Genomic DNA, 21,842 nt, shown 5'->3' with positions numbered 1-21,842 from the left:
CCAGTACCAGAAACGAGGATTAGCTGACCAAATCCGCGGATTTTACCCACGGGCCGCGCGTGCGTACGTCCCACGCTCGCCCTCGAAAGCTTACACGACGTACAGGCACCGGCCAGCCTAGCCATAAACAGGCTGCCATCGATGCCGATCAGCTGCCAGCCGCCACCGCGGAGTTGTAGAATGAGGCATGATATGTTCGAGCGCGTCGCGAATGCGACGCTCCCGCTTTGTCGTAGTGGACGACGATTGCCTCAGTTGTTTTGGCTCGGCCGGCGCGCTTCGATGTTTTCTTCTCATCACCTGAACAATGTTTTTCATCAACAGAACGATTTCCCGCAGGAGCAGTTTGCGGTGGCGTTCGGGTTGTGAAAGGTAAATCCAGAGCCCTCCAGCGCCACGACGAAATCGATGGTCGTCCCGACTAGATGATCGCAGCTCTTGCTATCGACGAACACCTTCAGCCCATCGCATTCGATCACGGTGTCGTCAGGCTTCTGTTCCTCGGCCAGACCCATCTTGTATTTGAATCCACTGCAGCCGCCTGCTTCAATCATGACGCGCAGACCGCCGGACGGACGCGTGGACGATGACATCGCACTCTTGATTGCATTCACTGCGCTATCGGTCAGGTTGATCAAGTCTTTCCCTCATCAGCTTGAACGTAGCTAAGAGCAAGTCACGTGCCAGCGCGCAGACACTTAATGGTGCGTGCCTTCGCACGTCGGCTTTGGAACAGAAGTCGGGTTTCCTACAAGACTACTCGAGGCGGTGCCAGCCAATGACGCGTTGTCTTCTTAGGCGGGGCCGCTACGCTGCGGCGGCAGACAATTTGCATCGGATCTGGCACCGACCAACGGGTCGGTGAAGAGCTTAGATCAAGGACGCATTTTATGACTGCAATCGAGAACACCGCACTTGGCAGACTTGAGAAGGAGGGCCGCTTGCTTAACGCCGTACTCAAAGGTGCGACTACCAAGCCGGGCCGGTTCGGCTTTCGTGGCGACGTCGCACTGAAGTTCCAGACTCAGGTCGCGGACGAGAAGCGACCGCCAGACTATTCGATCGAGCAGGTTCTGACGTTCGCGCAGGACGGAGAGCGCACTATTCCGGTGCTGGCCGGTTACCTACATTCCTTTGCATATCTTGCTGACGTCGCGACCGTCCTTGACGGCACCTTAAGCCCAACCGGCGGTTACTTTATGTTTTGCAACAACATCGATTTGCTGGCGAAGTACAGAGTGAAGTTCGGCGATATTAACTTCCACGTCTTACCCTGCGATGAATCCACCGTTTGGAAGGAGATGATGGACCTGGTCGGGCTGAACAAGGATGATATCAAGAAGCTCGATCCGCGGGGTAAGCTTGATTGCCTCCTCGATGCCACGAAGGATCTCGATCTGCCGTGTGAGGAGATCTCGTATGACGACGGGCTAAAGAGGATGGAAGCCGTGAAGAACCGCAACGAGAACCGGCCGGTCTAAGCGCAGTCTTCAGTTATTCGCCCATGCATCGTCTTCGACAAGATGCACACCAACGATGCAGATATCGCCGTCCAGAACTGCCAACGCGATCGGCGTGAGCGCTCTACCCTCACATGGACCTTCGACGCACCGCCCGGTGCCGAGTTCGAAGGTCGAACCGTGCTTGCCGCACATCAACCGGGTGCCGCAAGAATCGAGGAATTGGTTCTGATCCCAGTCCAATTTGACGCTATTGTGCGGGCATTTATTGACATAGCCAAGCACCTCTTTGCCCCAGCGCACCACGATGATGGACCACGGCCGGTGCTTGCCGTCATCTTCGACGACCATAAGATGGAATCCCATGGCTTGGCGGCTCGGAATGTCGTTAAAGCCGCAAATTGTATAGATGGAATTTGGCTGCATTCATCACCCGGTTGTTGCAAGGCGCTTTTCATTGTCGTTGTGCAATCACCCTGCAAGAAGCGTACAAGTGCCGGAACGTGTTTCCGGCATTCCAATCGTAAGCTTCGCCGTCGCAGCATACCAATTTCTTTCGCTTGCGCGCACAATTCAGAACAATTCGCAGGAGCAGTGAGCCTTGCTGCCCTTTCCATGCCTGGCTGCGCAGCATAGCTCCAACCTTTCTGGACCATTTGCAGGACTGCTAAACTTGACAACTGGTCTTTGCTGCTCGCCAATCGCCACGCTGCGGAAGGCCGGTTCCAATGCCCTGCGATGGCGTATCCATCGCGGAATCGCAAGTGCCTCCCACAAAGTGAACGCTCGCTCCCAGCCCGCAACGGCGCACGCGGCGAACATGCGCCCCCTTTAGGCTAGCCCTTGCGCCCGCGCATGGAACGGCGAAAATGTCCGCCTTCTGGCCCGCTGCTGCTGTTGCAGCCACTTTACCCTGCAAGCGGCCGCCTAGCCTGCGAAAACCTCTCGAGCAGAGCGATACGCAATGAATGACACTACCAATACTGTTCAGGCGCGAGCTCCTGATCGACATCAAGCAAAGCGCGGGTTGCCAGATCGGCCCGGAAATTGCCGTCGGCGACGGCGCGCTCGGCTTTTGGAAGGCTTCCCGCGCCCGACACCTGCGATGCTAGGTGCACAACACCGCCAATATCCTGGACAAGGTACCGCTCTCGGTGCCAGCCGCCATCAGGAGGGATTCGCGCCAGGTCTATTGGGAGCCGACCCGGACGTCCGCCCGCAGCGGCAATCGACGTCTTTGCGAACAATACCGCGCCAGATGCGGACCGGGGAGTCGAATGATCGCCGCAATCGTCGTCTCACCATGAAGAAATCGCTAGTCTAACTCATCCTTCGTTCGCAGTTGATCCCAATGCTCGGCACGGAAGTCGTAGAAGGCCAGCAGGGTTTCGCGATCCTTGACCAGGCTCGCGGCCAGGTTTGACCGTCCCGCAGAGAGACCATATCATTTCCAAGTTGCTTATCCTCGATCGGCTTTATGATCCCTTCCCGGCTCTTTTTGAGCGCCCGCCGCCTCTTTCGGGCTCTGCTTTGGTGCATTGCCGATGTCGTCGATCGCATCAAGATGCCCCACTCAAGCAGGATTGGTCGATAGACCGCTCCCTAGCCAACGCGGTGGGGGAGCACCGGGCTGCGCAGCGCAAGCGCAGGCAGCTGAGGGCTAAGCCGCGTTGGCGGCGAGCGGCCCCGCGCTGCGTCGGTGCAGCACTCGGGGCGCGATCCCGCCGCCTGACGCCGGCGCGTGTTGAAGTGGCGAGCCATTTCTGCAGCAACATCCTCGATGAGCTCAAGTAGCCACCGCTTTCAGGCCCGACCTCGTCCCCAGCGACTATTCTGCAGCCGACCCCGGACCTAGATTTAGGCGCTCGAAGTACCAAGACGTGTCATCGCCTGACGACTCTGTCTCATCACTTGCTTCACTCGAAGCTCTCTTGATGTTTGCCTGAGCACCACTACTCTCGGCGGCAAGATATCCTTCAGGTTTGCCTACACGTTGCCATTTACCTTCGTCGTTATGCGTCCACTTGTCGGGATGCTGGTGAGGATCAAGTACCCAGTGATTCTTATCACTCACAGGAACAAAGCCCATCTGAGCCAGGCGGGACTCGATGCCTGGGAGCGCAGGTTTTGACATAATCAATGCTTGTTCGCCGTCTTGCCGAAGCTGATGTTCGAGTAGGATATCGCCAGCGTTCTCGACGAGCGGATGAGTAACCCGAAGATCTACTTGGGATGTGACCTCGTTTCGACCGGGGAACTGGGCGCTGAATCGCCTTCCTCCTACCCGAAGTTTGCCTTCTGTCCTCAGAAGCCCGACAGTTTTGTCACCCAAGCGATAGGCGTAATATCGCGCCTGGTCCGTATCTTCGTCGGTGTGGCCATAGGTTCTAGCAACGTTTGCCGCGCGCTGAGCTTTCGTGGATATGAAATCCGAGTACTCCAGTGGACGCTCGGCAATGTACTTGATGTCCTCACCATAGAAGGCCTTCACTTCTTCCCCGAACTTATCGATGTCGATCTCTTCGATCGGAGCTTGGGAGCTAACGGAGTACGGCCGTGTCGCCGCCTGAGACGAACTCGGGCCAGCATCGGGCGCCATGCCTGCAAGCCTTTCCGCAAAGCCCTCGTCATCTGAATGCTTTGATTCATCACCCTGGGTAGCGCTTGTGGATTGGCTAGATGAGCCAACAATTCGGCCATACATCGGATCGCTCTCCTGTCGGTACGGTTTGGTGCTGAGCTCGCGTTGCTCGAGCCCTACCGAAGATTGTAAGATGTCTAGCTGACCACGAGCTGACGCGCCGAGGTTGAGCATCTGTCGCCGGCTTTTGTGAGAGGAAGCAAACTCCTCGTGAGTGAAGAACGGTTGAGCAAATGAGCTAGAACCCCATCTCCTCGTTTGTGGACTGCTGCGAATGCACGGTTTGGTACACCAGACATGGAAGTCTTGGAATTTCATTTTCAGGATTCCGTCGAATCGACAGCCATAATTCCGTCGTCGCATCAGAGGTGGCGATGCGGACGAAGAAGCACAGGACGACGGGCTCGGGCAATCCGTTCCGGGCGAGGCTGGATCAGATCATCAATATGCAGCACTCGCGGTTCAGCTCGCCACCAAGGTCGATTGGGACTGGATCCACATCCGCCGCTGTACAGCGAGAACAGCCGTCGCGCCGCAGCTCCACGAGCTTGTTTCGAGCGGCCAGCATCGGGCCACACAACCACAGGCGGCTCTCAGCGGCAGCTGGGCATCTTGCACGCCTGGCTGAAAACTCTCTGGCGTCTCTTCCTGACCGCCGATGGCACTGAGTTCCGGCCACAGGTGAGGGCCGGATGAGGCAGTCTTAAACCACACCAGATGCGCCTTCGGCGGAACAAGCGTCCCTGCCGGGACGAAGGTCGTGGCAATCTTGAAGTCGTGCCTGCGGGCTTTACGCGCCGCACTCTCCACGTCGAGATGCACACCTCTTGAACGCGATCATGCGGCGGCCCCCTGTGGAGACGACCGCCGAAAGACCCATGAACTCGGTAGTGGATCACGTTTACTATCGGGGTTGACACCGTAACTGCGATTAAAGCACGGACGACCTCGTAGGCCCGTCGACGCGCGTCCACTCGTCGTTCTCGTTCTTCACACTTCGCCCGCGTTCTCGACGGGGATGAGTAACCTGAAGACCTACCAAGGACGTGATATCGTTGCGGCCCAGCTGTTCCTGCAAATCCTCTCCTTTAATCCGAGCCGGGCCTGCTGCACTTAACGGCCCGGAGAGCGCCTTCGCTCATGCAGCTTCGGCTGCAGCTGAAACGTGGGTCTGGCAGTCGGCCGGGCAAACCCTGGCGCACGCACCGCATCCGATGCAGGCACCCTGATCGTCCAAGACCATGATCTTCTTCTCGATCTCATCGTCCTCGTCATTGTCGAGGTCGACAAGTTCGCCTTCCTCGTTGATTCCTTTCAAGGTCATGACATCTCGACCGCACACCTTGAAACAGCGGCCACAACCGATGCATTTCTTTGCATCGATCGTGACCAGGTATTGTGGCGTCCAGTCGCGTCCGTCTCGTGTTTGAAACGACATGCATTGCCCCCTCTAGGTATTCTCCAGCGCTTTTAAGGCGCGGCTCGTGCGATCAAGTTCGGCGTAAGAATCGTACGCTTTCTGAGCGACCACCATGATCGAGGTCCAGTTGATGGGTAGTTCTTCCGAAAGATCGTGCAAATCCATCTTGGCCTGTATCGCCTTGGCGGACACTTTCCTCAGTTCGGCCTTCAGTGTTTCACGATCGCCCATGAGTGAGTATCCTCAATAGTTTGCCACGTCTGGGAACTTCCGAATCAGGTCGATTCCGTCCCTGACATATTTATCCCCCTCCTGCGCCAGCTTGACGAAACTGTCGAATCCGAAGCGATGCACGTCGCGCAGCTGCTTGTTTACGGCGACCAAGCGCCCTGCGATGAGCACTATGCGCCCGAAGCCTTCATGATGCAGCTTCAGAATCGGCTGAATCATCACGCCGGTCTCCCTCTCTACTGACAGCGCAACCGCATTGAAGAACAGCTCAAGCCGCCACAGTGTTTTGGGATCGGGATCACCGATAATCGGCAATGCGCGCCGTTTTTCCATGTTCAGGATATAGGGTTCGAGCAGATCACGATCGCTCCTCCCTTCCCAGGCTCCGTTGGTATCCTGAGCACGCCAAATCTTGACCAAATCGATGAGGAATGGCGCGTCGACCAGGCTGGCCTGCCGCTCTATTTTTGCGGTCATATCACCTCATTCATCAAACTCGAACGTTCTCCGCTGGTCCTTTGCCATGACTTTGCGCAGCCAGGGAGGTGGTGTGCCCTTCAGCACCCGCTGGAGTTTTTCTAGGAGCACCAGAATGTTTTCAGGTTTGCTCACCTTGATAGGATGGACTTTGTTGGCCACCACTCGCGCAGCCGCTGCACCACCAATGGCAGCGACGTAAAGGATTGTGCAATCCTTGATGGCCTCGATCTTTGGCGCCAACTTATCATCGCTGCCGTCTTCCTTAAGATCGCCCTCAAACTCGATCGCTGCAACAAACACGTGCCCGCCAGGAGCGACATCGTAGATTGCGATATTCTTTGCCCAACCAAAATGAGCATCGACGCGTCTCAGGTCCTGAGTGGCAAACGCAACTTTCATGCAACCGACCTCTCAGTCGCGCCGGCGGAGCTGCGATAGCCTGGGCATAGTGGCAGTCCGGGCGCAGTTCGCCACCTATCTGGCGTAGGCTCATCGTTTTTGTCGCGATTCGCGATCACGAGATTAGCGATTTCGAAGATCAGATGACGGGTACCACGATAGCCTACTGACAGCTGGTGTCCCGCGCCAAGTCGATCGAATATCGGAAAACCTGCACGATAGAACGGCACGTTCAGCCGCGCCGCCGCTTGCCTTCCATGCGAATGCGTGATCAGCAGGTCGCAACACCTCTCTTTGGCAAGGTTTTCCAGATCTTCGAGATCGCCAATGATCACCTCCTTGGTCTTGATCCGCTCGATCACCTCCGACTGAGTAGTCGTCACGGCAACGGTCACCTGCGCGCCCATGTCGCTCAGCATGCCGGACAAATCGAGCAGAAGGTCTGGCTCAGCACCGATTGCGAGTTTGCGGCCGCCAATATGGAAGTGTGCATCCAGCATGGCATCTGCGAGCTGACTGCGCTGGCGTCGATATTTCAAGGGTATCGGGCGGCCGCTGATCTCGCTCAAAAACGTCATGAACTCATCATTCGGACAGAGACCACACAGCCGCTCGAAGATACGAAAAGGCACGCCGGTCTTTGCCTGCATGACCTCTGCAGCTCGCCGCATCTGCGCGCCGATTGCAATCGTGCAGCCCGCGCGGCCCATATCCGCAATTTGGCTGACGCCGATGCCGCCGATGGTCGTTGGCGTAAACTCATCGGGGATATGCCCATCGAGCGATCCCGCCAGGTCAGGGAGGAAGGACGGTGACAACCCGAAATCCTCCAGTATGACACGGAGTTCATCAAGATCGCCGGGCGTGAGGTGACATCCCGGCAGAACATTCACCCTCGATGGGTCCCTCAGGCGACTGGCATTTGGCCCATCCACCAGGACCTCCACAATGCGCGCGACAGCCTTCTCCCAGCCGTCCTGGAGCGCACCCTTGAAATCAGGTGTCGAGACGTAGACGAGCGGCAACTTTGCGAGTTGCGGATGCTTGCTCCGGATCAGCTTGAGGTAGGCATCCACATCGTCGCCGTTGGTTTCGGTGACACCAGTCGAGCAGATTCCAATGATCTTTGGCTTGGCTCGCTTGTAGATGTTCAGTATCGCCTGCTCGAGATTCTCATAACCACCAAGTACCGTCGTGACCTCGCTCATCGCGGTGGTCTGCAGCGGTACAGCCTCTTTGAAATGCCGGACAAAGAGCGTGAGCCCGAAGGATGTGCACCCCTGGGAGCCGTGCAGAAGCGGCATCGCCCCGCCCAGCCCCATGAAGGCGAATGCGCCGCCGATCGGCTGGCTCATCTTCAGCGGGTTGACAGCGCAGGCTTTTGTTGGCGCCGTGACGATGGCCATGACGCCTCCCTACTCAGCGGCCTGTCGCATGGCAGATGGCTCGGACGCCAAGATATCCTCGATACGTCTTTGGCAGCAGCCACCAACCGCATTGGTATGCTTCCTGACCGCTTCGACGCTTCTCAGGCGATGCGCGTAGATTGCATCCTCGATCGTGCCCAGATCGACCTTGTTGCACATGCAGATCTTCCTGGCGCGGCGCGCCTCTTCGGCGAGCGCCGGGTCGGCGAGCGCGGTCGCGGGCGATTGCATCTGCTCCATCGCCTTGGCCAACGCCTCCCAAGGCGCAGGTCGACGTAGCTGCTTCCACATCGGACTGGAGAGCGACTTATCGATCTCCTCCACCAGCTTGACCATTCCGACATAGCCCATATAGGCGTGGCAACGCTCCTGGTTGATATCGAGCCAAGGCACCGCTGCTTTCAGTGCGACGAACTGCGACTTGCCGCCCGATAGCATGATGTCCGCTTTTGCGCCCTTCAACATCTCGTACATTTCGCGCGGCGTCATATTCTCGATCATGTGGGCATCATGCCCCATGAGCTCCTTAATGCGCTTCTTATCTTCCTTGGTCGATTTTTTCACACTGGTACCGACTAACTCAAGCCCGGCTTCCTGGAGTGCCGCAACGACCGACCATGACTTGACGCCGCCGGTCATTAGCAAGGCCTTTTTGCCTTCGAACCGTGGCTTATACGGCTCGATCGCACCCCAGGCCCACGCTTCCTCGCGCGCGATCAACGATTCGGTGCGCCCGAGCAGATCTGTCGGGGCGCCGCGTTCAACCAATAAGCGGGCAATCTGCCGTAGCGATTCGCTCGAATCTTGAATACCGTAGAAAGACCCCTCGAAGAATGGAATCCCGTAGCGTTGCTCCATCTTGCGTGCAACGTTGATCATGGACTTTGAGCACACCAACATCGACGCCCGTGCGCGATGAGATGAAGCGACTTCGCGATATTTGCCATCGCCTGAGATGCAGCAGAGAATTCGTACTCCAAGCTCGTCTAGCAATGGCTTCACTTGCCAGAGCTCTCCCGAAAGGTTGTATTCTCCGATCAGATTGATGTCGTACGGGGTGGTGTAGTCCGGTTCTCGCGTACCGATCACATAGTCGAGCAAGGCCTCGCCGGCCAGCTTGTTGCCGAGGTTCTTCGAACCGACGAAGCCCGGAGAATTGATCGGGATCACCGGCTTTGAGAATCTTCGAGATGCCGCCTTGCAGACTGCGTTGATGTCGTCGCCGATCATCGCCGGGATGCAGGTTTGATAAACGAAGATTGCGGACGGATCGTACTTGTCGATGATCTCCTTGATCGCCTTGCAAAGCCGCTTCTCGCCCCCGAATACAATATCGGTTTCGCTCAAATCGGTTGTAAATGCGGTGCGCCACAGATCCGAGCCGGACGACGCTGCACCCCGATTGTCCCAGGAATTGCCCTCGCACGCGATCGGACCATGTACCAAGTGAGCCACGTCGGTGAACGGCTGCAGCGCAACCTTGGCGCCATCGAAAGCACAGCCGCCGGCAGCACTACCCGGCTGCAGCTGTTTTGTGCAGCCGTTCCTGCGTTCAGCCTCCGACTTACTGCCATTCTTGGCGCAGCCCGGCTCGTCGAAGATATTCTGGACCGTGGCCGCCAGTGAACTCATCCTGTTTCCTCTCAGGGCGAACAAATTGCAAAGTCGACCATGTGCCCGTGCCATCGCCCATTGCATGGACGACGGCACGCGCAGTCCCTCATCAGCGAATGATGTCGAAGCTGTAGTCCGTTTTGCCAAGAACGTTGGTGTTCTTGTCGATCTCGTCGAAGATCTTGTCCAGGATCTTCACCAGCACATTCAGGCCGCCCTGATAGCCCCATAGGGGGGAGCGGTGATGGTGATGCCGATCAAAAATCGGAAAGCCGATGCGGATCAGTGGCGTTCCAGTATCACGCTCCAGGTACTTCCCGTAGGTGTTGCCAATCAGAAAATCGACCGGCTCGGTAAACAGAAGTGAGCGCATGTGCCAAAGGTCTCGGCCGGGATAGGCTTGGCAGCCCTGTCCAAATGGCGAGCTTGCAAGCAGCGCCTGCATTTTTTCCTGCCATGCCTTGTTGCCGTTGGTAGACAGCACATGGGTCGGTTCGGCGCCGAGTTCGAGCAGAAACGCAGCCAAACCATAGCAAAGATCCGGATCGCCATAGATCGCGAACTTCTTGCCATGAACATGCGCGCTGGAGTCGGCGATGGCGTCCACCAGGCGGCCACGTTCTAGCGCAAGTTGCTCGGGAATCTCCTTGCCGCTGAGGCGTGACAGCGCGACGATGAAGTCATCCGTTGCAGATAAGCCCACCGGGTAGTTGAAGGATAGGACGTCCTGGCCATGCTCCGCCACGAATGTCAGCGTCTTTTCCGTGCACCACTGTTGCATGGAGATAGTCGCCTTGGCATGAATCGCGTTCGCCGTATCCTCCAGAGTCGTACCACCGTCATACATCCGGAATTCGCCATCGGTCGGAGTATCAAAGACTTCGGAATTGTCGGCGAGAACCGTATGCTGGATGCCCATCAATTCCAAGACGCGCTTGATCTCGCGAAGGTTCCCGACGGTATAGCCATCGAACCCGCCAATGATGTTGATCGCCCCATTCTGTTTGCGCTCAAGCTTCGGCGCTGTTCCGGCCTTGCCGTCCCAAAAATGCTCCAGAATGCCCTTGAGCGCATTATCATAGCCCGTGACGTGGCTGCCGACGAACGCCGGCGTGTGGGCGAACGGCACGTCGAAGTCCGCCGGAACCGAGCCCTTTTCTTTCGAAGTCTTGATAAAGGCGTTGAGGTCATCGCCGATCACCTCGGCCATGCAGGTTGTGGAAACCGCAATCATCTTGGGCTTGTACATGTTGTAGCTGTTCGCGAGCCCGTCGGTCATGTTGTTCAGACCGCCGAATACGGCAGCGTCTTCCGTCATTGACGAAGAGACACAGGAGCTGGGCTCCTTGAAGTGCCGCGACAAATGACTGCGGTAATAGGCCACACAGCCTTGCGAGCCGTGGACGAAGGGCAACGTACGCTCAAAGCCAACAGAGGCGAATACGGCGCCAAGCGGCTGGCACGCCTTGGCCGGATTTACCGCTAGCGCCTCCCGCGCGAAGTTTTTTTCGCGATACTCGGCGGTTTTCGTCCATTCCTTGATACGTTCGACCTCGGCAGGATCGCGAGGGTTCTCGAATATCTTCTTCTTGGCCAGCATCTGCTGGTATTCTGGACCGCGGAACAGTTCGACATGATCGAGCACGTGCTCGGCACTCTGCGCCATTGGTGAAATCCTTCGCTATCGTCGGGATTGTTATCGCCTCGGCTTTCCCGAGCGAGTTGACTTGCTTTATTCGGCAGCCTGGAGCTTGGCGCTCGAAGCTTCCTTCCAGGGGGCCTTGGTTTTCTTCCAAACCGGCGAATTGACCGCCATGTCCATGTCGCGGGCAAAGATCGCGAATCCGTCATAGCCGTGATATGGACCCGAATAGTCCCAAGAGTGCATCTGCCTGAACGGCACACCCATCTTTTGAAAAACGTACTTTTCCTTGATCCCCGAGCCGACGAGGTCAGGCTGGAGCTTTTCGACGAAGCGCTCGAACTCATAGCCATTGACGTCATCGTAGATAAGCGTGCTGTCCTTCACGTAGTGCTGAGCTGTGCGCTGATAGTCGTCGTTGTGACCGAACTCGTATCCGGTGCCAATGACTTCCATCCCCAGGTCCTCATATGCGCCAATCACATGACGCGGACGGAGCCCGCCGACGTACAGCATCACGGTCTTGCCCTCCAAGCGAGGCCGATATTTAGCGATCACCGCGTTCGCGAGCGGCTGATACTTCTCGATTACCCGCTCGGCGCCTTCCTTGATCTTGTCGTCGAAATAACCCGCAATCTTGCGCAATGACTCTGCGATCTTTGATGGTCCGAAGAAATTGTACTCGCACCACGGAATACCGAACTTCTCTTCCATGTGGCGTGAGATGTAGTTCATTGAACGGTAGCAATGCAGAATGTTGAGCTTTGCCTTCGGCGTTGCTTCGAGCTCAGCCAGTGAGCCGTCGCCGGACCACTGCGCGATTACCCGCAAACCCATCTCCTCCAGCAGAATTCGGGATGACCAGGCGTCGCCGCCGATATTGTAGTCTCCGATAATCGCAACATCGTACGGCGTCGGCTCGAACTTGGGTTTGGCATCGTCCTCAAGATGGCCGAAAATCCAATCGCGCACCGCATCGTTCGCAATGTGATGGCCCAGTGACTGCGACACGCCCCGGAAGCCCTCACAACGGACCGGCACGATGGTCTTGCCTCCATACTCCTTGGATTTCGCTCGTGACACGGCTTCGATGTCGTCACCGATCAATCCGATCGGGCATTCCGATTGGATCGTGATGCCGTTGTTGAGTGGAAACAGCTCTTGGATTTCATCAAGAATTTTGACCAGTTTTTTGTCGCCTCCGAATACGATGTCCTTTTCCTGGAAGTCGGAGGTGAACTGTAGGGTCACGAAGCTATCGATACCTGTGGTGCCAACGTAATAGTTGCGACGCGAGCCCCACGAATACTGACCGCAGCCGACGGGGCCATGGCTGATATGAACCATGTCCTTGATTGGTCCCCAGACCACCCCCTTTGACCCCGCATAGGCGCAGCCTCTGATCGTCATCACGCCCGGTATGGATTTGATGTTGGACTTCACGCCGCAGTCTGACTTTCCGGCCTGGTGAACATTGAGGTGCTTGGCACGCCGTTTCGCGGTTTTCTCCGGATAGACCTTCAGCACCTCCTCGATCAGCTCTTTGTTGCGAGCCCTGATTTCTGCGATGCTCTGGGTCGTGGCGAGACTCATCTGATGTCCTTCAAAGGTTAGCTGTTGCGAGGGCGGCTTCTTGATCCAAGACTTTTGCAACCAGCATGCCAGCGTCTCGTGAGCACCAAAACCGCAACAATCAAAGCTACTTAGCGCGCCTCGTGCGGTGAAAAGGGCGTTGTTGCGAATCCGACATGGCGCTTTCGCAGAGAACTCTTGGTGTGGCCCCGTTCGAAATGGAACAAGGCGGGCTCTGCCTGAAATTCCCCCACGCGGTTCTGGAGCCTATCCGCGACTGCAGTGCTCTGCGATTGAAGGCGGAAGTCGGCCGCAAGCCCGGCTGGCCGACACAGGCTTACCAATGCTTTTAACTTACTGAAATTAAAGATGCTCACCTGCCGCGATGATGATGACGTGCACGATCCGAAGCTGCAGAGCTCAACTCGAGCTGCCTTGCCACGTGTACGCTCGCCGGTCACGCGACACACCTTGATAAGGGCATGCAGGAGCACATCGATCTCTTCGCGTGTATTGTAAAGTCCAAGGGACACACGGCACGTCGCCAGCAGGCCGAAAAACTTGACCAGCGGCATCGCACAGTGCGCCCCCGCCCGCACGGTTACACCGGCGCGGTTCGGCCGGCGTCCCGATCAGGCGCACGAAGTTGATGGCCTGAGCCCCTCCTCCGGGTAAGCGAGCAGCATCTTCTCGGGACGTGAGGATCTGCAACTTGACTATTGAACTGATGTAATCGACAGCGGCGACCGACGGGCTTCGACGATCGGCGACGTACCCGCTTTGAACCGGTGTGGCGGATCGCCGTAAATGACACTGGAATGCCCGACCACGCAAATCATCTCCTCGCCGCCATTGAAGGGCGACATCGAGGCCAGTGCTCAGACTTGCCGTAAAGTACCTAGAACCCCTGTCGGAACATACAGTTTTTGACCCGTCATGACTTAGAAATCGCAATCGATGTCGCAGAAGTCGGCGTTCAGATGGACGCATTCATTGCGAACCGTCGACCCGGCGAACGCAAGCCGTTGATTGCGTTGGCGACGATACGCAGCGCGTCGATGCAGAGGCCAGCATCGATCTCGTGCAGGACGCACAGGCTCGGCTCGAACAGTGCCATCTGTAAAACCTCGTTGCGCCTGTTCTCGCCACCGGAGAAGCCGAATTGAAGCCGCGCTTGAGCATCTCCTCGGCAATGTTAAGCCAACCGTCTCTTTTCAGAAATTCGCGGGTGGAGAATTCCTGCTCGCCGCGCGCCTTGCCCTGGGCGTTTAGTGCCCCCCGCAGAAAGTTCATTGTACTCACGCCGGAAACTCGACAGGATACTGGAATGTCAGGAACACGCCTTGGCGCCTCAACCCGCCGCCGCATCGGTCTGGCGCGGCGTCGTCACCCAGATCACGCGCGCCACCTGCTGGGTCGGGTTGTCGAACATGTGCGGCACGATGCTCGGAAAGCGAAAGCTGTCGCCGGTTTCCAGCACATAGGCCTGATTGTCGAGCCACAGCCTTAGGCTGCCCGAGAGGATGTAGCCTGCCTTCTCGCCGGTGTGCTGCAGGAAGTCGGTGCCGGAGGAGGCGCCGGGGTTGAGCGTGAGCTCGTAGAGCTCGAGCTCGCCCTTGCCTTCCGGGGTCAGCGCTTCCTTGACGACGCCGCTGGCGGTGAGCCGGAGCAGCCGCCGGTTGCTCTTGCGCACGATGTAGCGCTGCCCGTCGGCGGGATCGCTGCTCTCGAAGAAATAGGAGATGGGGACATCGAGCGCGATGCCGAGCAGGCGCAGCGTGCGGATCGAGGGCATCGCGCGCGCGCGTTCGAGCTGGCTGATCATGCCGGTCGACAGGCCGGTCTTGTTGGCGACGTCCTGGATCGAAAGGCCGGCGCGCTGCCGCAGCAGCCGCACGGTTTCACCCAGGCGCTGGTCGACCGCATCGTCAGCTTCGATCGTGGAAGCGTCCTTGGTGCCGTTGGTATCGCCGCGACCATCCATGTCGCTCTCCCATGCATCTTCAGCCTCAGGGCATCGCGCCCATGGCTTCAGTCAGAGTGAAAAGCTGACGCATTCTAACAATGTGGCGACGGCTGTTTAGTCGTGAAGAACTTTGCCAGAACAATTTAGTAGCACTAAAGCCCACTCCTGTCCCTTTGCCGGGGTCTCGGGGCGGCGCGGTCGTTATGTCCCAACGCTCTGCGAGCGGCTCGCGCAAGTCACCACGAACTCGCGGCTAGCAAGTGAGAAAAACAGGAGACGGATAGGAAAGGCGGCTGTGTCGATAGCGTCTTATGTTTCGTGCGGGAGCTCCTCTCGTCGGCTACCCGACCTTTGCCGGCACGCAGGTATCGGGCACCGGGCAAACGACGGCGCATTGTGGCGCGTCAAAATGCCCTTCACATTGGGTACACTGGGACGGATTGATCACATATATGTCGTTCTTCAGGCTGATCGCGGCATTGGGACACTCGAACTCACACGCACCGCAGACGGTGCACTGGGATGCGATTATCTTGTAAGCCATCACTGCGATTCCATAAGCAAAAGGTGCGGGACAGCTTCTTGCTATCAAGTCTTGTGCCAGACAGTTTGAGCTTGATTCGTCTGGAGTATTTTCGATAACGCAAATCGCCGCCTCGACACGCTGTCGCAAATCCTACACTGGGCGTGGCGGCTTGATCTCGATGCTTTGATTTGCGCATGGTCAATTCACAGCAGTTAGCGATCAGATGAACCACCTTCGCCAGACTCAGCGGAACGATCTGAGATGCTCCCCAACGCCCGCCGTGCCACGGCTAAGATCGATGCGTCGCGCGGTATCATAGAGTTCCCCGCGGGTCTAACCCAGAGCGCATCTTGTTGATTCCACTCACCGGGACAGCCGCGGCTTACGCGACAGCATCACGGGCAGCAACCGGCAGGTCCTCACCAGTCTCCCTCGCCACAGCCAGTCAGAAGGTCGCGGCGGCCTTCCAGATACAATCACACCCGTGATGCGCGTCCCTCTCGGGGCCCGCGGGACGCATTTTCAGTTGCCCCGGATTGCCGGCAAACCGGCATTCACATGCGCTGTATGGGGCAAAAGTACACTGTCTCCCCCTCGCGCGGGCGATCGAAGCCAGGTGTTCGTCTGGTGATCCTCCGCTACGCTTCGCGGTCAGAGTAGATGCCGGCGGCGGTCAGGCGATTGATGTGGCCGAAAAAAAAGCCACCCAAAAGGGTGGCTTAGTCGCGGAGGAAACAGCATGAGGGCCTTTGGGATCACGCCGCAGCCTGTTCGATCGGTGAGAAGGGAAGCCCGAGGCTTTCGGCCACCGCTTTGTAAGTTAGCCGGCCCCGATGGACGTTGAGGCCTGCGCGCAAATGTGGATTTTCCAGTACGGCGGAAAACCCCTTGTTGGCCAGAGCCAAACCAAACGGTAGAGTTGCGTTATTCAGTGCTTGACTCGAGGTCAGCGGAACGGCGCCGGGCATATTGGCCACACAGTAATGAATGATGCCATCTACTTCGTAAGTTGGATCAGCGTGAGTGGTTGGGTGTGATGTCTCAAAGCAGCCGCCCTGGTCGATAGCGACGTCCACGAGTACCGCCCTCTTGCGCATCGATCTCAGCATGCTCCGGCGGACCAGCTTCGGCGCGCTCGCACCTGGAACGAGCACGGCACCAATCACCACATCCGCCGCAAATACCTCTTCCTCTACGGACTCGATGGTTGAAAACCTGGTGCGAACGCGCCCTTCGAATAGCTCGTCCAGCTCGCGGAGCCGGATTAACGAACGATCGATGATGGTCACTTCTGCGCCCAGACCGATCGCCATGCGTGCCGCGTGCGTACCGACGACGCCACCTCCGATCACCACGATTCGTGCAGGCTGAACACCGGGCACCCCACCGATCAGCAGCCCTCGTCCGCCTGTACTCCGCTTTAGGGCGCTACCCGCCGCTTCGACCGCAAGCCTACCCGCGACCTCGCTCATCGGCGCCAGCAATGGAAGACCACCATGCGCATCAGTTACCGTCTCATAGGCGATCGCGGTGCATCCAGATTCCAGGAGGCCGGTAGCTTGGTCCAGGTCGGGAGCCAGATGCAGATAAGTGAAAAGGATGTGGTTCTCACGCAGCTGAGACCATTCGGACGGCTGAGGCTCCTTGACCTTTACGATCATCTCGCTCAAGGCGAATACTTCAACGGCGGAAGTTAGAATCGTTGCGCCAGCATTGCGATAATGGTCATCGGTTGCACCAATGCCAGCGCCCGCATTGGTCTCGATCATCACGCTGTGGCCTGCTGCCACGTATTCGCGGACAGCTCCAGGAGTAAGGCCCACGCGATATTCGTGCGCCTTGATTTCCTTTGGGACTCCCACCTTCATTTGAAAACTCCCTGCCTGACGCGCCCTTCTTATCGGAAGCGAGCAGCGATATCGCGACGCAGCCGATAAAATCCTGCAGGAATTCAGCGATATTTGACAGGCTTCGCAGGATTTCAAACCCACGGCTGCCGAGCGGACCGTGGGGACCTTGCTCCCTGAACTTAACGCGTCGACACGCGCGATACTGATAAATCGTTCCGAATTGTTGTTTCGGCTCGGTGCGGAAGGTTCTTGCAGAGCTCGTCGAGAACCACCGGTAAGAGGCAGTGCTGGGGTCATCCAACATTTGGCGATCTCCCTCATCTTCTGCAGCTAGCGGTAGATTCGCGCTGGAAAGCCTCACGTCAAACACTACTCAAAGTAGATTGGTTGCGCGGTCACCATGGAGAAGGAAGCTGACAAAAACGCAACAAGCAGATGTCTGTTTGATGGTTCGCGTTGCTTTCTCTTGAATTGAATAGAGAGCGACGCCCGGCTGCGTGTGACGCCGATGAATCACTGCAGCCTGATGCTTTTGCTTTGCGTCCGACGCACCTGAGGTGACGCATCGCGTGGCGTGCTCGATGCTCGAACGGGGGAGGTCCGGATCGGACGGCAGGGCCAGGTCCCTCAACCCGGCACGGCCGGTCCATTTATCTAAGCACGCCTCAGACTGAGGTCTCTAGCGTGCTCGACCTTCGCACGCTAGCGCGATTGCGCTCTCTGTCGCGCGAACGCGTACACCGGATTGATACCACAATAGGCGTAGGTGCCTGATGCAGTGGCCATACACTGCTCATAGGTCGAGAACTGGCAATTGCCCGGATATCCCCAGGTACGTCCCTGCAGACAATATACGTCCTGCGGGGCCGGGGGGATGTACGAGCGACCCCGCGAAGCGGCGCTCGAAGCCGATCCGAAGCTGACGAGCATGGGGATTGCAAGCACACCGATAAACAGAAGTTTGCGCATGATCTCGCGTCCGCTAAATCTCGCCGAAGGATAGAGGATTCGGATTTGATGTTTTGATCTTAGTCAATGGCAAATAGCCGGTCGCCATCGTGGGACGATCACTTAGTCTAGAAATTCAAGTGTGACAGCGCTCCGAGTTCAGAGCAGCAATCCGGCTGCTTTCAGAGAAGAACGCATTTTTCCGGCGTGATGTGCCGCATCTGGGCGCAAAAAAACGCGGGAAGTAGCGAATCGGCATATTACTCGCGCTCGCGCATGCGCGTTTGTAGCGATCAGACCGCCTGACTCACTGCGCTTCGAGCGCGAGAAATTGATTGGGCGATTGCTTCCGCGGATATCGACGTGGCCAGCCGCCAAGCGCCCCGTTTACAGGCCGAACATATGACGCACCGTCGTCCTTGTTCAACAAGAGAAAGATCTTGCAGCCGGGCCGTTCTAACGATGAGTCAGAGACCCTTTTGGACGCCGGTGGGGGTCCGAGTCCAGTGCCGATTGACTCTAGAGGCTATTCTCCCGGGAGAGGGCGGCCATGGCGTTCACTCTTTCCATATTTCAACGGATATTGAATTTGTCGTCGATGCCCTCCAGCACGATCATGTGGATGTGCGGATGGTAGTTCATCATCGAACCCGAGGAATGCAGCACCACGTTGATGCGGATACGTGCGCCGAGATGCTCGGGATTTGCAGGGATAATCGTCATCGCCTCGGAAGCAGCGTGAAACAGCAGGCCACAAGTGCCGATCGCACCCGATAATCGGCAACACTAGAGTCTAGCGAACCTGCCCCCCCGGTAAGCGCGCCGCAGGCAAGCGGATGACGATCTGGCTGTCGGTGATGTTGACGACTTCCTCGCGCTTTCTCCCGTCATCGTACCGCAATTCGAACGTCACTCCCGATGCAGATGGGGCAAAGGGCTCAGGCGTAAGGCTGATCCACCCCTCCCCCAAATTCAGAATGATCGGTCGGTCCGCCCGAAAGCGGGCGTCGAGCAGCACCAAGTCCAATCGGAGAGACTGGAGCCGAACGTTGAGCCGTCGACGCACGCCATCACGTGGCCAAATACGCAGGGTGTGAGCGAACGTCTCCATGATGCCACCGTGACAAACCTGCCCAAAGATGGGATCGTCGGCAACGATCGTCGCAGCAGCGCGGACCGCCCCACAAAATCCCAGGTCGATCTCGCACGAGTAATACCACGTTCCACGGTGATGCGGTTGACCTAGCCATGTGGTCCCGCTCGGCGCCGGCTCGAAGCCGCCACCGGCTGCGCCGTCATTCTCCTCGCCCGGATACCAATAGCCATGACCGGCCGACGCAGGGCCGCTGTTCAGCAAAGCCCACGCGCTGAGTTGTGACGCATAGCCGAGACGAAGGAGCGGATGCGGGTCGTCTGCATCGTTCAGCACATGATTAAGCAGCGCCCAGCCACCCATCTGCGCCATGTAAGTTAGCGTATAGGCGTCGCCCGCCGTGCGGCGATAATCGCTGCCCAAGTAGTAATAAGCAGGCTCCAACCAGCCTCGGCAGAACAGATTTGCAGCGATCTGACGCTCCGCGAAAGCACGCGCTGCCGCCTTCGAAAACCCCCATGGCGACAGGGTCGTCCAGGGCCGAGCGCGCCAGTGCCTGCGTTGATTCGAAGGCTGTGGAATCGAACGGATATTCAGACTTGAACAGGTCCGCCTTCGGATCGACGAAGGCGCGCACCTTACGCGCCCAGTGCGCCTCCAACGTCGCCGCCTCGCGCGTCAAGCCCGCCGTCGTGAGCGCCGAAACCAGTTCGGGGATCACACATTCGTTGGTGCAGCCGGTGTGGTAGGCAGACCACATCACAACGCGCATCGGCACCGTGAACATGGCCAGCGCCGTACCGTAGGCGCGTACCAAATAATCTCGCGCGCTCTGGCGGGTGGGTATCGCGGGACGGTCACGCGCGATGCGATGCATGGCCAAATACATCGCGAAGATGTGCGGATAGTCATAAGGCCGCCAGATATGCAGGCGGCCCTTTGGTCTGCTTCCAATCGGGTATGCCGTACAGGCCGTAGGCGTATGCCTCATGTGTGGTACGTTGCAGCCCGCCCCAGACGAACGTATCTATATACCGATCCAGCGCCGCCACTTCCGCCACATCAGGATGCTCGGCATTCTTGGTCGCGAGGTAAGCGGGCTTGCTCAGCCCGGGATCGTCGCACGTCACCTCGTAGATGCGCCAGCCCTTGATCCGATCGTAATTGTCCGGGCCAAGCAGGACCTGCGTCTCCATATTCCACTCGCCAAACAAACCGTCGTACCATTTGGACGGGTCACGATGCTGCCGCTTCACGATGAAGGTTGCGCGCTTCTTCATCATCGTCTCGACGGGCTCGGTAGCGAAGAATTCAAGAAAGGTCTGGCGCGCACCCGGCTGGTGCAGGGTCAGCCGGTTCTCTCCCAATCGCGAAAAGCGAATCCGCCACAGTCGCCTGCCAGCCCGATCCGGCAACCGTTGCACCACCGTATCGCCGGTAAATTCCGCTTCGATTCGCTCCACCGGAATGGAGGACGCGAGCGCGATGTCGACGTGCAGGTCGTTGGGAACGGTCATGCCAGGCATTACTTCCACGTCCACCAGACCGGCGTCCGCGATAGCCCTGCGCGCCGCCTCGTAATCGGCAACCCACTGGAAGCGGAGACGGTAACGCCGTTGCTCGGTCGGCGACAGGAACAGGGAATGGGTCGGCTGGCGCCAGCGAGTGCCGCCTGCCCCTGCCTCGCCAGCGTCTGCCCCGGCTAAGATGTAGGCGCACCACGTCCCACTGGCTTCGGCCGAATCCTTGTGGACATCCCAATATTCCAGTGACGTGTCCGCTTCCGGTAAGAGCATGAGGAAGGGACCGGTGCTGTTGCCGCGAATCCAGAGGATGTGCGATCCATGCCCCGAGACGAAGCTGTGCTTCAAAACAGCCACCGATACCGGTTGCCCTGCCGGAAATTCGGTGTTCATCGGCATGGGTAAATAGAGGTCGCCAACCTCCACGCTCGTCGTGCCATCGTTCCGCAGCATGATCTCCCACGTCAATCCAGCCTCGTCGACTGCGAGGCGAGTCGTGAGAAGGACGCCGGCATCGCGGGCTGCCAGTTCAAGGGCCGCGCTATGCATCGGCTTCGTTGCATCAACGCCGGTTCGAAGCGTATGCCACTCGGATCCGGCACGCCGAACTCTAGCGTGAGCCGTCCCCAGCACGGCTCCAGGCAGAACATAATCCGTGTCATACGCATCGTTACGATAACGCAACGAGGTAATGCCGTCTTGTGTGCACCCAACGATGAAGGGAGAGTCGGCCGCCTTCAACACCATGACAACCTTGCGCTGCGACCGATTGGGTGTAGGCACCGTAAAGCCTGCTAACAACGCGCTACCCAAGAAGCTACTGCCGAACAGCATCGTACGACGCGTATACCTTCAGGCCTTAGACTGCCTTTGGTCTTCGCCATCAACCATATCCGGTATCGCTGTTAAAAGAGCTGGAGCCTATATCCAACAGGCGAACTTCTCGCCGGACCTCCGTGGAGTCGTGGATCATCCCTGTGGCGGCAACTTGGCAGTCACAGGCTCGCTCTCGAGAGTTACGCTCGTTCTGCGGGCGACGACCTTCCGGCC

The 21,842-nt window shown here is 57.9% G+C and carries 21 protein-coding genes and 2 pseudogenes; 2 read left to right on the top strand and 21 right to left on the bottom strand.

Annotated features, from left to right (window positions below; genetic code table 11):
* Window positions 1-317: 317 nt before the first annotated feature.
* Window positions 318-638: a HesB/IscA family protein gene (locus tag ACNJYD_RS07965; protein WP_439365845.1), complete on the bottom strand. Its 321-nt coding sequence runs from the start codon at window positions 636-638 to the stop codon at window positions 318-320.
* 252 nt (window positions 639-890) lie between these two features.
* Between ACNJYD_RS07965 and ACNJYD_RS07960 the strand changes: the two genes are divergently transcribed.
* Entirely contained in the window at window positions 891-1,481 is a 591-nt protein-coding gene (locus tag ACNJYD_RS07960) for a hypothetical protein (protein ID WP_439365844.1), read from the top strand.
* Between the two features lie 9 nt (window positions 1,482-1,490).
* Here ACNJYD_RS07960 and ACNJYD_RS07955 read toward each other — a convergent pair whose 3' ends face one another.
* On the bottom strand, window positions 1,491-1,886 hold the full coding sequence (locus ACNJYD_RS07955) for a Rieske (2Fe-2S) protein (protein WP_439365843.1): 396 nt from the start codon (window positions 1,884-1,886) through the stop codon (window positions 1,491-1,493).
* A 1,402-nt stretch (window positions 1,887-3,288) separates the two neighbouring features.
* The gene (locus ACNJYD_RS07950; protein WP_439365842.1) at window positions 3,289-4,419 is read right to left on the bottom strand and encodes a host specificity protein; all 1,131 of its coding nucleotides are present in this window, start codon (window positions 4,417-4,419) and stop codon (window positions 3,289-3,291) included.
* 56 nt (window positions 4,420-4,475) lie between these two features.
* Here ACNJYD_RS07950 and ACNJYD_RS07945 point away from each other — a divergent pair.
* Window positions 4,476-4,629 (top strand): annotated as a pseudogene (locus ACNJYD_RS07945) (IS5/IS1182 family transposase); the annotation flags it as partial.
* A gap of 610 nt (window positions 4,630-5,239) precedes the next feature.
* Here ACNJYD_RS07945 and fdxB read toward each other — a convergent pair.
* From fdxB to ACNJYD_RS07855, 18 genes and pseudogenes are all read right to left on the bottom strand, one after another.
* Window positions 5,240-5,539, bottom strand: a complete 300-nt coding sequence (gene fdxB / locus ACNJYD_RS07940) for a ferredoxin III, nif-specific (protein WP_109142610.1) — start codon at window positions 5,537-5,539, stop codon at window positions 5,240-5,242.
* Window positions 5,540-5,551: 12 nt separating this feature from the next.
* Window positions 5,552-5,752, bottom strand: coding sequence for a CCE_0567 family metalloprotein (locus tag ACNJYD_RS07935; protein WP_271596649.1), 201 nt, complete (start codon window positions 5,750-5,752; stop codon window positions 5,552-5,554).
* A 12-nt stretch (window positions 5,753-5,764) separates the two neighbouring features.
* The gene (locus tag ACNJYD_RS07930) at window positions 5,765-6,229 is read right to left on the bottom strand and encodes a NifX-associated nitrogen fixation protein (protein WP_439365841.1); all 465 of its coding nucleotides are present in this window, start codon (window positions 6,227-6,229) and stop codon (window positions 5,765-5,767) included.
* Window positions 6,230-6,235: 6 nt separating this feature from the next.
* Window positions 6,236-6,631 (bottom strand): nitrogen fixation protein NifX, encoded by a 396-nt coding sequence (gene nifX, locus ACNJYD_RS07925; RefSeq protein WP_439365840.1) that lies wholly within the window; start codon window positions 6,629-6,631, stop codon window positions 6,236-6,238.
* Window positions 6,628-8,037 carry a nitrogenase iron-molybdenum cofactor biosynthesis protein NifN gene (nifN, locus tag ACNJYD_RS07920; RefSeq protein ID WP_439365839.1) on the bottom strand — a complete coding sequence of 470 codons (1,410 nt, stop codon included), beginning with the start codon at window positions 8,035-8,037 and terminating at the stop codon, window positions 6,628-6,630. Before nifN ends, nifX begins: the two co-directional genes overlap by 4 nt.
* Window positions 8,038-8,046: 9 nt before the next feature.
* On the bottom strand, window positions 8,047-9,690 hold the full coding sequence (gene nifE, locus ACNJYD_RS07915) for a nitrogenase iron-molybdenum cofactor biosynthesis protein NifE (protein WP_439365838.1): 1,644 nt from the start codon (window positions 9,688-9,690) through the stop codon (window positions 8,047-8,049).
* A gap of 91 nt (window positions 9,691-9,781) precedes the next feature.
* Entirely contained in the window at window positions 9,782-11,338 is a 1,557-nt protein-coding gene (gene nifK / locus ACNJYD_RS07910; RefSeq protein WP_439365837.1) for a nitrogenase molybdenum-iron protein subunit beta, read from the bottom strand.
* Window positions 11,339-11,404: 66 nt separating this feature from the next.
* Window positions 11,405-12,907, bottom strand: a complete 1,503-nt coding sequence (nifD, locus tag ACNJYD_RS07905; protein ID WP_439365836.1) for a nitrogenase molybdenum-iron protein alpha chain — start codon at window positions 12,905-12,907, stop codon at window positions 11,405-11,407.
* Between the two features lie 110 nt (window positions 12,908-13,017).
* The gene (locus tag ACNJYD_RS07900; RefSeq protein ID WP_439365835.1) at window positions 13,018-13,461 is read right to left on the bottom strand and encodes a hypothetical protein; all 444 of its coding nucleotides are present in this window, start codon (window positions 13,459-13,461) and stop codon (window positions 13,018-13,020) included.
* Between the two features lie 428 nt (window positions 13,462-13,889).
* Window positions 13,890-14,232: pseudogene (gene sufC, locus ACNJYD_RS07895) on the bottom strand (Fe-S cluster assembly ATPase SufC); the annotation flags it as partial.
* 5 nt (window positions 14,233-14,237) lie between these two features.
* Window positions 14,238-14,870, bottom strand: coding sequence for a cupin domain-containing protein (locus ACNJYD_RS07890; protein ID WP_439365834.1), 633 nt, complete (start codon window positions 14,868-14,870; stop codon window positions 14,238-14,240).
* A gap of 322 nt (window positions 14,871-15,192) precedes the next feature.
* Complete coding sequence (locus ACNJYD_RS07885; RefSeq protein WP_036014930.1) at window positions 15,193-15,396, bottom strand: 4Fe-4S binding protein; 204 nt, start codon at window positions 15,394-15,396, stop codon at window positions 15,193-15,195.
* A 737-nt stretch (window positions 15,397-16,133) separates the two neighbouring features.
* Window positions 16,134-17,246 (bottom strand): alanine dehydrogenase, encoded by a 1,113-nt coding sequence (gene ald, locus ACNJYD_RS07880; protein WP_439365833.1) that lies wholly within the window; start codon window positions 17,244-17,246, stop codon window positions 16,134-16,136.
* A 684-nt stretch (window positions 17,247-17,930) separates the two neighbouring features.
* Window positions 17,931-18,197 (bottom strand): DUF3551 domain-containing protein, encoded by a 267-nt coding sequence (locus tag ACNJYD_RS07875; RefSeq protein ID WP_439365832.1) that lies wholly within the window; start codon window positions 18,195-18,197, stop codon window positions 17,931-17,933.
* Between the two features lie 552 nt (window positions 18,198-18,749).
* The gene (locus ACNJYD_RS07870) at window positions 18,750-18,899 is read right to left on the bottom strand and encodes a transposase (protein WP_439365831.1); all 150 of its coding nucleotides are present in this window, start codon (window positions 18,897-18,899) and stop codon (window positions 18,750-18,752) included.
* Between the two features lie 70 nt (window positions 18,900-18,969).
* Window positions 18,970-19,641 (bottom strand): hypothetical protein, encoded by a 672-nt coding sequence (locus ACNJYD_RS07865; protein ID WP_439365830.1) that lies wholly within the window; start codon window positions 19,639-19,641, stop codon window positions 18,970-18,972.
* Window positions 19,610-20,158: a DUF5695 domain-containing protein gene (locus ACNJYD_RS07860; RefSeq protein WP_439365829.1), complete on the bottom strand. Its 549-nt coding sequence runs from the start codon at window positions 20,156-20,158 to the stop codon at window positions 19,610-19,612. The genes ACNJYD_RS07865 and ACNJYD_RS07860 overlap by 32 nt, the downstream gene beginning before the upstream one ends.
* 19 nt (window positions 20,159-20,177) lie before the next feature.
* Entirely contained in the window at window positions 20,178-21,626 is a 1,449-nt protein-coding gene (locus ACNJYD_RS07855) for a DUF5695 domain-containing protein (RefSeq protein WP_439365828.1), read from the bottom strand.
* Between the last annotated feature and the right edge of the window lie 216 nt (window positions 21,627-21,842).

Origin of the sequence: Bradyrhizobium sp. SPXBL-02 (assembly GCF_051853065.1) — a bacterium.
GTDB lineage: Bacteria > Pseudomonadota > Alphaproteobacteria > Rhizobiales > Xanthobacteraceae > Bradyrhizobium.
Note: the sequence above shows the minus strand (reverse complement) of the source record. Positions and strands in the feature narration are given on the sequence as shown.

Excerpts from the sequence above, each read along its gene's own strand:
- ACNJYD_RS07860 (WP_439365829.1), bottom strand. The coding sequence starts at position 20,158 with ATGTATTTGGCCATGCATCGCATCGCGCGTGACCGTCCCGCGATACCC.
- ACNJYD_RS07960 (WP_439365844.1), top strand. The coding sequence starts at position 891 with ATGACTGCAATCGAGAACACCGCACTTGGCAGACTTGAGAAGGAGGGC.
- ACNJYD_RS07955 (WP_439365843.1), bottom strand. The coding sequence starts at position 1,886 with ATGCAGCCAAATTCCATCTATACAATTTGCGGCTTTAACGACATTCCG.
- ACNJYD_RS07855 (WP_439365828.1), bottom strand. The coding sequence starts at position 21,626 with ATGCTGTTCGGCAGTAGCTTCTTGGGTAGCGCGTTGTTAGCAGGCTTT.
- ACNJYD_RS07875 (WP_439365832.1), bottom strand. The coding sequence starts at position 18,197 with ATGCGCAAACTTCTGTTTATCGGTGTGCTTGCAATCCCCATGCTCGTC.
- ACNJYD_RS07900 (WP_439365835.1), bottom strand. The coding sequence starts at position 13,461 with ATGCCGCTGGTCAAGTTTTTCGGCCTGCTGGCGACGTGCCGTGTGTCC.
- ACNJYD_RS07865 (WP_439365830.1), bottom strand. The coding sequence starts at position 19,641 with ATGGCGCAGATGGGTGGCTGGGCGCTGCTTAATCATGTGCTGAACGAT.
- ACNJYD_RS07935 (WP_271596649.1), bottom strand. The coding sequence starts at position 5,752 with ATGGGCGATCGTGAAACACTGAAGGCCGAACTGAGGAAAGTGTCCGCC.
- ACNJYD_RS07870 (WP_439365831.1), bottom strand. The coding sequence starts at position 18,899 with ATGACGATTATCCCTGCAAATCCCGAGCATCTCGGCGCACGTATCCGC.
- ACNJYD_RS07885 (WP_036014930.1), bottom strand. The coding sequence starts at position 15,396 with ATGGCTTACAAGATAATCGCATCCCAGTGCACCGTCTGCGGTGCGTGT.
- nifK (WP_439365837.1), bottom strand. The coding sequence starts at position 11,338 with ATGGCGCAGAGTGCCGAGCACGTGCTCGATCATGTCGAACTGTTCCGC.
- nifX (WP_439365840.1), bottom strand. The coding sequence starts at position 6,631 with ATGAAAGTTGCGTTTGCCACTCAGGACCTGAGACGCGTCGATGCTCAT.
- ald (WP_439365833.1), bottom strand. The coding sequence starts at position 17,246 with ATGAAGGTGGGAGTCCCAAAGGAAATCAAGGCGCACGAATATCGCGTG.
- ACNJYD_RS07930 (WP_439365841.1), bottom strand. The coding sequence starts at position 6,229 with ATGACCGCAAAAATAGAGCGGCAGGCCAGCCTGGTCGACGCGCCATTC.
- nifD (WP_439365836.1), bottom strand. The coding sequence starts at position 12,907 with ATGAGTCTCGCCACGACCCAGAGCATCGCAGAAATCAGGGCTCGCAAC.
- ACNJYD_RS07950 (WP_439365842.1), bottom strand. The coding sequence starts at position 4,419 with ATGAAATTCCAAGACTTCCATGTCTGGTGTACCAAACCGTGCATTCGC.
- ACNJYD_RS07890 (WP_439365834.1), bottom strand. The coding sequence starts at position 14,870 with ATGGATGGTCGCGGCGATACCAACGGCACCAAGGACGCTTCCACGATC.
- nifE (WP_439365838.1), bottom strand. The coding sequence starts at position 9,690 with ATGAGTTCACTGGCGGCCACGGTCCAGAATATCTTCGACGAGCCGGGC.
- fdxB (WP_109142610.1), bottom strand. The coding sequence starts at position 5,539 with ATGTCGTTTCAAACACGAGACGGACGCGACTGGACGCCACAATACCTG.
- nifN (WP_439365839.1), bottom strand. The coding sequence starts at position 8,037 with ATGGCCATCGTCACGGCGCCAACAAAAGCCTGCGCTGTCAACCCGCTG.